Raw genomic sequence first — 11844 nt, 5'->3', positions numbered from 1 at the left:
ATTATAGTCTGGGTATGGATAATACCAGATTACTTCCTCTTCTTCAGCGCGGATTAGCGGCGCAAACGACCGGCGGGCCGCTTTATAAGCAGGTTTCCGTGGTGCTGACCAATTTGATTGAGGATGGCAGTCTCGCCGCTGGCAGTAGTTTGCCGCCTGAGCGTGAACTGGCGCAGGCGCTTGGTCTGGCGCGGGTCACCATCCGCTCGGCCTATCAGGCGCTGCTTGAAAACCGGTTGGTGGAACGCCGTCATGGCAGCGGCACCTATATTTGCGAACGTCCGAAAAAGATCAGTCAGCCACTCTGGCAGCTTACCTCATTCTCGCAGGATATGATCGCTCGTGGTAAAGTACCGGGGGTGCGTATTCTATCCGGCGGTATCGGGCAGCCGTCACCGGAGGAAGCATTCCAGCTTGGCATTTCCATGCAGGATCTGGTGGTGCGAGTGGAGCGCCTGCGTCTTGCCGATGATATGCCGATGGCAATTGAACGTGCAGTGGTGCCGCAGCGTCTGCTGGGTACCGCTACATTATCTGCCGCCGGACAGGAAACGGAACTGGCACAGGCTGTGCTCAGCGGTGCGCTGTCGCTTTATACAGCACTGGAACAGCATGGCTATAAGCCGGTGCGCGCTTTGCAGAGGCTGACTGCTGTTGTGCTTGATCCGGTCAATGCGCGTTTGCTTGGTGTGGCTGACAAGGCTGCTGCCCTGCAAATGGAGCGCGTGTCGCGCACGCAAACAGACCGGATTGTTGAATATACCCGCTCGCTTTATCGCGGCGATGCTTATGACTTTATTGCAGAATTGAAAACGGGAGAGGTCCGATGACCGTATCACCAACACTCATGCTTCAGGAAACCGAACAGGCTGCTTCAGTTGTTGCCGGCATGTTAAAAGACCAGAAGCCGGTTTTTGAAGAAATCGCGGCGGTCTTTGCCTCCCGTAAGCCCGCGCTGATTTCGACCTGTGCACGCGGTTCTTCTGACCATGCTGCAACATTCTTCAAATATCTGGCAGAAATCCGTTTAGGCTTACCGGTGGCAGCAATCGGCCCGTCGGTGGCATCAGTTTATGATGCACCGTTGCAGCTTGGTTCTGCCGTGCATTTTACCGTTTCGCAGTCCGGTGCCAGCCCAGATATCGTTGCTATGCAGCGCGCGGCTAAAAAGGGCGGCGCAGTCACAGTTGCTGTGGTCAATGTGACAGACAGCCCGTTGGGCAATGAAGCTGATATCGTACTGGGGATCGGTGCAGGCCCAGAAAAAAGTGTTGCTGCGACCAAATCTTTTATCGCTTCTGCTGCTGCGCTTGCTGGCGTGATTGCTGCGGTGAGCAAAGACAGCACAATGCAGGGCGGACTTGATCAGCTGCCGGAAGCTCTGGGTGCGGTTCAAGTTGATGCAGGCAATGCGCTTGAGAATATTCTGGCTGAAAAACAGTCGCTGTTTATCGGCGGTCGCGGCCCTTCAATGGCGATTGCGCTTGAAGCAGCGCTGAAAGCCAAGGAAACTTCGGCTATTCATGCAGAAGCCTTCTCGCTGGCCGAGCTGATGCATGGCCCGATGCGTCTGGTGGAGAAAGGCTTCCCGATTGTGGCCTTTGTCTCGCAGGATCAGGCCTATCAGCATAATCTGCAGGCGCTGAAACATCTGGAAAGCATTGGCGGCAATATTCTGGCGATTTCACCACTGGATCTGCCATGGAGCCAGATTAAAACACCGGCAACCGGTTCGGCGCTGCTTGACCCGCTGGTATCGCTCGGTGCCTATTATCGTGTAATCGAAGCGGTGACGCGCCGCCGTGGTTTCAATCCTGATAAGCCGCTTAATCTGAATAAGGTAACGGAGACTGTCTGATGGGTTTTCAGCTGCTGCGTGGTGCGCGTGTTTTTGACGGTCATCGTTTTCATGAGCGGACAGCCGTTCTGATCGAGAAGGGCAGAATTGTCCGTCTGGTGCAGGATGGTGACGCATTGCCGGAAAATCTGCAGATTATTGAACTGGACGGCGGCATTCTTGCGCCCGGTTTCATTGATGCGCAGGTCAATGGCGGCGGCGGGGCAATGCTCAATGACGGGCCGACACCGGAAATCATGTTCACCATCGCGGCAGGCCATCGCCCATATGGCACAACCAGTCTGTTGCCGACGCTGATCACCGATACCGGTGATGTGACAGAACAGGCAATGACTGCCGCAGTGGCTGCGGTGCAGGCTGATAAAGGTGTTGCCGGTCTGCATCTTGAAGGGCCGCATCTGGCACCGGCCAAAAAAGGTGCGCATCTGGCTGAATTGATGCGCCCTGTAGAGGCAGCTGACATTCAGGCGCTGACTGCAGCGGCACAAAAAATCGGTTGTCTGCTGGTAACAATGGCTGCGGAGCAGGTGACGCCGGATCAGGTACGTGAACTGACTGAAGGCGGCGTGATTATCAGCATCGGCCACAGTGACAGTTCCTATGAAGCCGCAATGGCGCGGTTCGATGCCGGTGCGCAGGGTGTAACTCATCTGTTCAATGCGATGAGCCAGTTCGGTCATCGTGCGCCAAATCTTGTCGGTGCGGCGCTGGATCATCCGTCCGTTTGGGGCGGCATTATTGCTGACGGTCATCACGTCGAGCCTGCGGCTCTGCGCGTGGCTCTGCGTGCAAAACGCGGTCAGGGGCGATTGTTCTTTGTCACCGATGCGATGTCGCTGGTCGGTTCCGGCCGCGATACATTCCAGCTCAACGGCCGTACGGTCTATCGTGTTGAAGGTGGTTATTGCCCGAAACTGGTGCTGGAAGACCGTGTGACATTGGCAGGTTCTGATCTCGATATGGCATCGGGTATCCGCTATGGTATGGCGATGCTGGATCTCTCTTCCGAAGAGGCTCTGCGCATGGCGACATCCTATCCGGCCGCGTTTTTGCAGCTGAAGGATCGTGGGGTGCTGGCACCGAAAAAGCGTGCTGATCTGGTCTGGCTGGACGATCAGTGCCATGTCAGAGCGACATGGATTTCCGGTGTGCGACAGGATCAGCAGGCATGAGCATTATCAATGATTATTTCGACCGTCTGACTGCGCATCTCACGCAATTGCGTGACAGTCAGGCCGAGGCGATGAAGCAGGCTGTTGCCATGATCGGCGAGGCTGCACGCAATGATAAGCGTGTCTTCGTGTTCGGTACCGGCCATTCGCATATGCTTGCCGAAGAAGTGCATTATCGTGCCGGTGGTCTGGCGATTACCGTGCCGGTTCTCTCGGCTTTCACGATGCTGCATGAAGGCGCATCTTCCAGCACCAAATTCGAGCGTATCAGCGGCATGGTTCAGCCTTTGCTGCAACGCTATGATATTGGTGCCGGTGATATTCTGCTGGTTGTTTCCAATTCCGGTGTTAATGCCGCGCCGGTTGAAGCCGCACGCTTCGGCCGTGAAGCCGGTGCAAAAATTATCGCGCTGACATCCGTTTCCTATTCTGCCAGCGCGGCCAATGGCCGTGTGCGGCTGTCTGAACTGGCTGATCTGGTGCTGGATAATGAAATTCCGGCCGGTGATGCGATGATGCAGCTGCCAAACAGCGGGATGAAAGCGGGCGCGGTTTCCACCGCCGTTGGTGCTACCATTCTCCATGCGATCTTTACCGCGGTTGCTGCCGAACTGGCCGCAGAGGGCGGAGAAGTTCCGGTCTATCGCAGTGCGAATATGCCGGGTGCCACGGAAATCAATGACCGTCTGATTGAAAAATATAAGACCCGCAATCCGCATTTGTGAGTTTTACATACCACCCATAAGTCAGGAAATCATCACCTGTAACCTGAGATTATGGGTCATGCAGATTTGTCTGCAAATGGCAGGAATCCGTCAAACAAAAGCGTAATCGGGACTGTTAAGCGCTGAAATTCTGTGTAAGAGCTTCATACGGAACCGGAATTTTCCGGTTCATTCTCATTTGAACTGTTGAAGCTTAAGGGACACTCCCATGCAGAATTATGTGTTGACCGTCAGTTGCCAGTCACGCCTCGGTATAGTTGCCGCTATTTCCGGATATCTCGCGGGTATGGGGTGTAACATCGTTGACAGCGCACAGTTCGATGATCTCGGTGCCGATAAATTCTTTATGCGCGTCAGCTTTATTACCGAGCAGGGTAAGAGCTTCGAAGAAATCGCCGGTGGTTTTCAGGAAACTGCTGACAAATTCGGCATGGCCTATGATTTCCACGATACCCGCAAGCCGGTGAAAACATTGCTGATGGTTTCCCGCTTTGGCCATTGCCTCAACGATCTGCTCTATCGCTGGAAAATCGGCGGTCTGCCGATTGATATTGTGGGTGTGATCTCCAACCATTTTGATTATCAGAAGGTTGTGGTCAATCACGATATTCCTTTCCACCACATTGCGGTGACTAAGGAAAATAAGATCGAAGCTGAAGCCAAGATGATGGATATCGTCAACCAGACCGGCACGGAACTGGTGGTTCTCGCGCGCTATATGCAGGTTCTGTCTGATGAACTGAGCCAGAAAATGTCCGGCAAGATTATCAATATTCACCATTCCTTCCTGCCGTCTTTCAAAGGCGCCAATCCTTACAAGCAGGCCTATGAGCGTGGCGTGAAGCTGATCGGCGCCACCGCGCATTATGTGACCGCTGATCTCGATGAAGGTCCGATTATCGAGCAGGATGTTGCCCGTATTACTCATGCACAGTCGGCTGCTGATTATGTTTCCATTGGTCGTGATGTGGAAGCGCAGGTTCTGGCACGCGCCATTCACGCGCATATCCATCACCGCGTGTTCCTCAATGGCAACCGGACAGTTGTATTTCCGGCGTCACCAGGGTCGTACGCCTCTGAACGCATGGGCTGATCAACCCACCGTTATTCACGCACTGACGGTCTGCAAACGGAGCATTCCTCCGCTTCCGGTGCTCATGTACCTCAAAGTACATTCCGCTCCGGTTCTCGGAATTACTCCGTTTTCGCCTCGTCATTGCAAGAATTCCGGCAGGTCGAGGGCGTCGTGCCCTGAAGAAAATTAAAGCCGGAATTTCCGGCTTTTTATTTTTGCAGAGAAGTCTGGCATTTCTCTTCAACAGCATTTCTGAAGTCAGACATATTTCTTACCCACGCATTTTCCCCCTCAACCAGAGGTCTGGAATAGGCATCCAGAATGACCGTCTGAAAAATCTCATGCACCGCCGGATCAAATTTGACCTCCAAAAGATCAGCCAGCGGCTTTCCCTGCAAACGTGCCGCCATCGACCGTCCCGCAAGCTCCCCGAGTTTGGTGCAAAATACCGCATTATTCTCACTCGCATGCGCTGCGGGCAGAGGCGCAGTATAAATAATAGTCGTCAGGGCTGCTAAAAATAAACGCATGTGAGCCTCCGTTGCGGAGAATTTTGACAAGATATGCGTGAATGCTGCGTCTAATAGAGACCTGCGTGCGATTTTAGTCAATAAAAAAGCCCCTCGCGAGAGGGGCTTTTCTTTGTCATCAGGAATGATGATTAGTCAATATCGAAGGATACGCCCTGTGCGAGCGGCAGTGCCTTCGAGTAGTTTACAGTGTTGGTTGCACGGCGCATATAAGCTTTCCATGCATCCGAACCGGATTCACGACCGCCACCGGTTTCTTTTTCACCGCCGAATGCACCACCGATTTCAGCACCGGATGTACCGATGTTGACGTTGGCAATACCGCAATCCGAGCCGGATGCAGAGAGGAAACGCTCAGCTTCCTGCAGATTCAGTGTGAAGATCGAAGACGACAGACCGGCACCAACTGCGTTGTGCAGTTCGAGTACGTTGTCGAAATCGCTGTATTTCATCACATAGAGGATCGGTGCGAAGGTTTCTTCGAGAACCGGACCAGCCTGTTCCGGCATTTCAACGATTGCTGGCTGTACGTAGTAACCTGTGTCCGGACCTACGGAAACGCGTTCACCACCGACAACTTTACCGCCATGAGCCTTGGCTTCTGCCAGAGCTTTCTGCATGCCGTCGAAAGAAGCTTTGTCGATCAGCGGACCGATCAGTGCAGGGGTTTCCAGCGGGTTGCCGATGGATACGCTCTGATAGGCTTTGACCAGACGTGGTACCAGTGTGTCGTATACGCTTTCGTGTACGAACAGACGACGCATGGTGGTGCAACGCTGACCTGCAGTACCCATGGCACCGAAAGCAATCGCGCGCAGAGCCATGTCGAGATCGGCTGAAGGGCAGACGATACCGGCATTGTTGCCGCCGAGTTCGAGGATAGCGCGTGCGAAACGCTTGGCCAGACGCGGGCCTACATCGCGACCCATGCGGGTTGAACCGGTTGCGGAAACCAGCGGAACCTTCGGATGGTCAACCAGAACTTCACCGATTGTACGGTCGCCGATGATAACAGCAGACAGACCTTTAGGGGCATCTGCGCCGAAACGGGCAGCCGCACGGTTGAAGATCGCTTCACAAGCAAGTGCTGTGAGAGGGGTCTTTTCGGAAGGTTTCCAGACAACAGAGTCACCGGCTACCAGTGCCAGAGCCGCGTTCCATGACCAAACAGCAACTGGGAAGTTGAAGGCGGAGATAACGCCGACAACGCCAAGCGGATGCCATGTTTCCATCATGCGGTGACCGGCGCGTTCAGTCGCAATGGTCAAACCGTAAAGCTGACGGGACAGACCAACTGCGAAATCGCAGATGTCGATCATTTCCTGTACTTCGCCGAGGCCTTCGGAGATGATCTTACCGGCTTCGATCGAAACGAGACGGCCGAGATCAGCTTTGGAAGCGCGCAGTTCTTCACCGAGCAGGCGGATCAGTTCACCACGGCGTGGAGCCGGAACATCGCGCCATGTGCGGAATGCTGCATCAGCTTCTTCGATCATGCGGGCAGTGTCTGCAGCCGAATGAGTCTTGAGGGCGCCGATCTGTTCGCCGGTAACCGGGCTGAACGAGGCAAGATCACCGCCTGTATAGGCAGCGCTGTCAACGCCAAGCTTGGCGAGAATGTCAGCAGCTTCCTGCTTAACGTTCACTTTTTTATTTTCGGTGCTCATAAATCGCATTCCCTATTGTTTATCGTTCAGAATATCAGGCGTTTGTTCGGGTAAGGGAACAGACCTGATATTCTATCTGGTACGGTGGAGCAGTAATCTGCTCCGGAGCATTTCGCAGTTAACTGGCTTCAGTTAACGACCGCGATAATGCGACAACTCAAGAATCTAGAGCGAGTGTTGTGGATCAAATGAAGCGCGACACGCTCTAGTATAAACAGCTGAACGGCAATCCGCTTTGAGGGCAGATTGCCGTTTTCATATGTTATCTAGTTATTCTGCTGCAGCTTTAAAGGCGAGAGCCTTCAATGCACCCTCAACAGATTCGCGTTCGATGCGTGCATAGTGTTCAAATTCATTGAGCACGGTTGCGCCGAGATCAGCTTCGAAACGCTTCTGGTTCGGGCTTTCAGTGAATTCCTGTGTATCATCGTCGCCGAGATTGGACTGGAAGATACCAGCGGCGCTGACCGGCAGGAAGTCTTCATAGACAATCGGGTCAAACTGGATTGCGCCTTCAGCAATCAGGCTGTCGAGATTGGTGGCGGTCAGTTCGCTCTTGGCTTTGGAACGATCTGCAACGCTGTAAGCGAAATAGCCGAGACCCTGTTCACGGATTTCTGCCCATGTATCCGGGAATTCTTCGAAAACTTCACCGAGAATGCGAACATATTCAGCAGCATTCGAGCCATCCGGCGCAGGGCGGATACGTGCGCGGGTCTTGTCGAGTAGCGCATCATAAAGGCCGCGGCCCTTTGGTGTCAGTGCAATGCCGCGCTGTTCAATTTCACCAAAACGGGCAGTGTGTGTACCGGCTTTCCATTCGCCTGCAGCATCAGTGAAAGAAACGGATTCTTCGAGCGCTTTAAACGAGGTCTGACGCAGCAGAACCGCACATTTACGGGTTGGCGGGCCTTCAACAACAGCTTTAGGCGAAATATTGCGCGCCGGCATCTGCGCCTGCACGGCATCAATATCGAGTGTGCGCGGTGTCAGATGGTTGATATGCGGGCCTTTGAAAGACACAACGTCAGCAATCAGACGATGGGCGTCGTGCAGACGGTGATAGAGTTCTGCACTCACATTGGCTTTATCGTGCCAGCGGAATGTTTCCAGAACTTCGGAAACGAATTTGTCAGCCTGTTCCTGTGTGAGGCCGCCCTGTTTTTCAGCAATCTCGATCAGTTCAACCGCACCGGCAGTGAAGATATTGCGTTTTGCGAGTGTTTCTTCAGCTTCCTTGCGCAGCTTCTCGTCAGCGATCAGGTCGAGGCGCAGCAGCGAGGTGAAAACGCGGAACGGGTTGATCTTCAGCGATGCATCATCAACCGGACGGAAAGCTGTGGAATGTACAGGCACACCGGCAGCGGACAGGTCGTAGTAACCGACAGGGAACATGCCCATAACTGCATAAGCGCGGCGCATCATGGAAAGTTCAGCGGCGGTGCCGAGGCGGATCGCGCCGTGACGCTCTTCAGAAATACGATCCAGAGAATCGGTATCTTCGAGACGGGCGAGCAGTTCAGGCTGGGCTTTCAGGGTCGCAGCATTAACATCTGCAACCAGTTCCATCAGCGTACCGTAAGCAGGCACTTCTGTACGGTACATTGCGGACATTGCGGCTGAGAATGCAGCGCGGATGCTGTCGGCTGATACGAAATTCATGGTTTGCCTCCTTGAGGGCTTTCCGTATGCGAGCTGTTATCTGTCTTGGGAGAAGATAAAGCCCTGTCTGTTTTGCTCTTGGTGCAGTTCCATAAAGAAAAGCGGATGACGTTTTTCCTGAAACTGCCCTAACACTGCTTAGTGTGGTTGATTTGTGCTCTTTGGGAGTCGCACAAAACCATCCTGATGTTGTTATAAAGGCCTATCTGATCCGAAAAATGTCAGCCAGTTTTCGGGATATGCTTTAAATTTGATGCGTAATTTCTTTTTAAATCGATTTTCGACTATCAGAAACACGTATCAGATGTTGATATCATGACTAAAATTGATCATATCAGCTGTAGTGGCCGCATGATTGCGACGAAACCGACTATGTTTATGCGAGGCAGGAATGAAGCTCAGCCGACGACTGATACCGGATATCGCCATTTTGCAGGCTTTTGAATGCGCTGCACGTCACGGAAGTTTCACGCAGGCAGCCCACGAGCTGAACCTGACGCAAAGCGCGGTGAGTCGTCAGATCAAGGATCTGGAAGGCCAGCTCGGCGTTTTGCTGTTTGAGCGAATCCGTCAGCGTATCCTGCTTTCCGATGCGGGACGCAAGTTTTTGCCGGAAGTACGCCGCCTTTTGAACCAGACCGAAGATACGATGTTGCGAGCGATGGCCTCGGCACAGTCTTCTTCGGCTTTCAGCGTGGCGACATTGCCGACATTCGGCGCGCGCTGGCTGATGCCGCGTATTCCGAATTTCATCGAAGAAAATCCGGGCGTAGCGTTTAATGTCGGCTCACGCACCGGTGTGTTCGACTTTGAAGAATATCCGTTTGATATGGCTATTCATTATGGTCAGCCGGTTTGGGCACATGCCACCTGCAATTATCTGTGCAGTGAAATGGTGGTGCCTGTTGCCAGCGATGCTTTGATCGAAAGCCACCGCATTGTTGAGCCGGAAGACCTGCAGAAAGAGCCTCTGCTGCATCTGACAACGCGTCCGAAAATGTGGACGCAATGGTTTGAACTTTGCGAAGTGGATGCACGCAGCACATATAGTGGACATCGTTTCGATCAGTTCTCTATGGTGATCGAGGCGGCTGCCGCAGGACTTGGGATCGGATTGCTGCCGGTTTATCTGATTGAGCAGGAGTTGCAGGAAGGTCGTCTGCGAATTCTGTTTGATAAGCCGATGCGTACCGAGAATGATTATTATCTGGTGGTGCCGGAAGGCAAACATGAGAACCCGCTGATACAGACATTTTCCAGCTGGATTCGCGGGCAGGTCGGCCAACACGATTATATGGCGCTGGTGCATCTGAACGCAGAATAAGATATGTAATGCAATTTAAGTGGACAGGTCATTCCGCAAATGAATGATCTGTTGCGCAAAAATTGCTACTTTTGCCAAAACCGAAAGGTGTATGGCTACTCAGGCGCCAGAAGAAAAAGACGATAATAACACTGGTAAATAACAAGCCGGATGATTTTCCGTGTTGTGCTTCAAATTTCAAACACTCAGAGTGTTGTGTGTGTATCCGCATTATATATACGGCGCTCTTTATCCATTTTGATCGTTGACCTTTTGTCTGAGCCGCTTTTGCGTGGTGCGTATATTTCAGGCGCATAATCGTAGGCTTGTTGCTGCAATTCAGGCTGACATAAGTGGCAACGTTGTTTTTGAGAAATGAACTGACATGTTGAATAATCCCCGTTCTCACGGTCTCTGGGAAAAATCCGCTCCTGCCGCTCCGGTTACATCTACCCTACAAGGCGAGTTAAACGTTGACGTGGTTGTTGTCGGCGGTGGTTTTACCGGCCTTTCAACCGCACTGAATTTAAGTGAACGTGGCAGTAAGGTTGCCGTGCTTGAAGGCGTTGAAATCGGTTTCGGCGGTTCCGGCCGCAATGTCGGTCTGGTCAATGCCGGTATGTGGGTTATGCCGGATGATCTGCCGGGTGTGCTCGGCCAGAAATATGGTGACCGTCTGCTCGAAGCGCTCGGCAATGGCCCGAAGATGGTTTTCGAGCGTATTGAAAAACACAATATCGCCTGTGAAGCGACCCGCACCGGTACGCTGCATTGCGCTGTCGGCCAGAAAGGTCTGCGCGAATTGCAGGATCGTGCGGAGCAGTGGCAGCGTCGTGGTGCGCCGGTCACTCTGCTGAGTGCCGAAGAAACTGCAAAGAAAGTCGGCACCAAGGCCTATAGCGGCTCGTTGCTGGATATGCGTGCAGGCACCATTCAACCGCTGGCCTATGTGCGTGGCCTTGCTCATGCGGCACTTGCTGCGGGTGCACAGATTTTCACCGGTTCTCCGGTGACTTCCACTGAACGTGTGGGCAATGACTGGGTGGTTCGCACTGCCAAGGGTTCAGTGCGTGCGCAGTGGATCGTGGTGGCAACCAATGCCTATACACAGGCACCATGGCCGCAGATTCGTGCAGAGATTATGCATCTGCCTTATTTCAATCTTGCTACCAAGCCGCTGACCAAAGAGCAGCAGGCACAGATTCTGCCGGAACGTCAGGGCGTATGGGATACCAAACAGGTGCTGTCGTCTTATCGCTATGACCAGTCCGGTCGTCTGGTGTTCGGCAGCGTTGGTGCATTGCGCAATACCGGCACAGGTATTCATACGGCATGGGCAAAACGCGAAATGAAGCGTCTGTTCCCGCAGCTTGGTAAAGTCGAATTTGATTATGAATGGTACGGTCTGATCGGCATGACCAATGACAGCCTGCCGAAATTCCATCGCTTTGATAAGAATGTGATCGGCTTCAGCGGTTATAATGGTCGGGGCATTGCCACCGGTACAGTATTCGGCAATGTGCTGGCACGTCATATCAGCGGTGAAATCAGTGAAGCTGATCTGCCATTGCCGGTGACTGAGCCGGAAACACAGTCCTTCCTCGGTATTCGTGAAGCCTATTATGAAACCGGCGCACAGATCGCGCATTTTGCCGGCGCTCGCTTCTGAGCGCCTAAATCAAAGAACATGCTCGCTTCTGAGCGCCTAAATCAAAGAGCACGCAAGATTCTGAGCCAACTGCCAGAATAGATGAGGTTTTAACAGGGCATTGCTGGTTCAATGCCCTGTTTCTTTTTGTTTTCTGTGGTGACTTTATTCTTTGTCATAAACTTGTAGTGTTCATTTAATAAA

At 52.9% G+C, this 11844-nt stretch carries 10 protein-coding genes; 7 read left to right on the top strand and 3 right to left on the bottom strand.

Annotated elements, in window-relative coordinates:
- Positions 1-14 precede the first annotated feature (14 nt).
- The 5 genes from K1X45_RS05835 to purU all read left to right on the top strand — a co-directional run bounded on the left by K1X45_RS05835 (position 15) and on the right by purU (position 4848).
- Positions 15-830, top strand: a complete 816-nt coding sequence (locus K1X45_RS05835) for a GntR family transcriptional regulator (RefSeq protein ID WP_022709351.1) — start codon at positions 15-17, stop codon at positions 828-830.
- The gene (locus K1X45_RS05830) at positions 827-1858 is read left to right on the top strand and encodes an SIS domain-containing protein (protein WP_220160083.1); all 1032 of its coding nucleotides are present in this window, start codon (positions 827-829) and stop codon (positions 1856-1858) included. Before K1X45_RS05835 ends, K1X45_RS05830 begins: the two co-directional genes overlap by 4 nt.
- Entirely contained in the window at positions 1858-3030 is a 1173-nt protein-coding gene (gene nagA, locus K1X45_RS05825; protein WP_220160082.1) for an N-acetylglucosamine-6-phosphate deacetylase, read from the top strand. The genes K1X45_RS05830 and nagA overlap by 1 nt, the downstream gene beginning before the upstream one ends.
- On the top strand, positions 3027-3755 hold the full coding sequence (locus tag K1X45_RS05820; RefSeq protein ID WP_116087868.1) for an SIS domain-containing protein: 729 nt from the start codon (positions 3027-3029) through the stop codon (positions 3753-3755). The genes nagA and K1X45_RS05820 overlap by 4 nt, the downstream gene beginning before the upstream one ends.
- Before the next feature lie 208 nt (positions 3756-3963).
- Positions 3964-4848, top strand: coding sequence for a formyltetrahydrofolate deformylase (purU, locus tag K1X45_RS05815; RefSeq protein WP_028233241.1), 885 nt, complete (start codon positions 3964-3966; stop codon positions 4846-4848).
- A 191-nt stretch (positions 4849-5039) separates the two neighbouring features.
- Here purU and K1X45_RS05810 read toward each other — a convergent pair whose 3' ends face one another.
- The 3 genes from K1X45_RS05810 to K1X45_RS05800 form a co-directional block, all read right to left on the bottom strand.
- Positions 5040-5441, bottom strand: coding sequence for a hypothetical protein (locus K1X45_RS05810; protein ID WP_220160081.1), 402 nt, complete (start codon positions 5439-5441; stop codon positions 5040-5042).
- A gap of 50 nt (positions 5442-5491) precedes the next feature.
- Positions 5492-7027, bottom strand: coding sequence for an aldehyde dehydrogenase family protein (locus K1X45_RS05805; protein ID WP_022709346.1), 1536 nt, complete (start codon positions 7025-7027; stop codon positions 5492-5494).
- Positions 7028-7297: 270 nt separating this feature from the next.
- Positions 7298-8689, bottom strand: coding sequence for a VOC family protein (locus K1X45_RS05800; RefSeq protein ID WP_220160080.1), 1392 nt, complete (start codon positions 8687-8689; stop codon positions 7298-7300).
- A 391-nt stretch (positions 8690-9080) separates the two neighbouring features.
- On the opposite strand from K1X45_RS05800, the gene K1X45_RS05795 reads away from it, so the two are divergent.
- The gene (locus K1X45_RS05795; RefSeq protein WP_220160079.1) at positions 9081-10013 is read left to right on the top strand and encodes a LysR family transcriptional regulator; all 933 of its coding nucleotides are present in this window, start codon (positions 9081-9083) and stop codon (positions 10011-10013) included.
- 364 nt (positions 10014-10377) lie between these two features.
- Complete coding sequence (locus tag K1X45_RS05790; RefSeq protein WP_220160078.1) at positions 10378-11661, top strand: FAD-binding oxidoreductase; 1284 nt, start codon at positions 10378-10380, stop codon at positions 11659-11661.
- The last annotated feature ends 183 nt before the right edge of the window (positions 11662-11844 follow it).

It is taken from the genome of Pseudochrobactrum sp. Wa41.01b-1 (genome assembly GCF_019464455.1).
Taxonomy (GTDB): Bacteria; Pseudomonadota; Alphaproteobacteria; order Rhizobiales; family Rhizobiaceae; genus Pseudochrobactrum; species Pseudochrobactrum saccharolyticum.
This window is presented reverse-complemented; position numbering and strand designations above follow the sequence as displayed.

What these genes read in the sequence shown, in the direction of transcription:
- K1X45_RS05835 (WP_022709351.1), top strand. Translation starts at nt 15, where the DNA reads ATGGATAATACCAGATTACTTCCTCTTCTTCAGCGCGGATTAGCGGCG.
- K1X45_RS05830 (WP_220160083.1), top strand. Translation starts at nt 827, where the DNA reads ATGACCGTATCACCAACACTCATGCTTCAGGAAACCGAACAGGCTGCT.
- nagA (WP_220160082.1), top strand. Translation starts at nt 1,858, where the DNA reads ATGGGTTTTCAGCTGCTGCGTGGTGCGCGTGTTTTTGACGGTCATCGT.
- K1X45_RS05820 (WP_116087868.1), top strand. Translation starts at nt 3,027, where the DNA reads ATGAGCATTATCAATGATTATTTCGACCGTCTGACTGCGCATCTCACG.
- purU (WP_028233241.1), top strand. Translation starts at nt 3,964, where the DNA reads ATGCAGAATTATGTGTTGACCGTCAGTTGCCAGTCACGCCTCGGTATA.
- K1X45_RS05805 (WP_022709346.1), bottom strand. Translation starts at nt 7,027, where the DNA reads ATGAGCACCGAAAATAAAAAAGTGAACGTTAAGCAGGAAGCTGCTGAC.
- K1X45_RS05800 (WP_220160080.1), bottom strand. Translation starts at nt 8,689, where the DNA reads ATGAATTTCGTATCAGCCGACAGCATCCGCGCTGCATTCTCAGCCGCA.
- K1X45_RS05795 (WP_220160079.1), top strand. Translation starts at nt 9,081, where the DNA reads ATGAAGCTCAGCCGACGACTGATACCGGATATCGCCATTTTGCAGGCT.
- K1X45_RS05790 (WP_220160078.1), top strand. Translation starts at nt 10,378, where the DNA reads ATGTTGAATAATCCCCGTTCTCACGGTCTCTGGGAAAAATCCGCTCCT.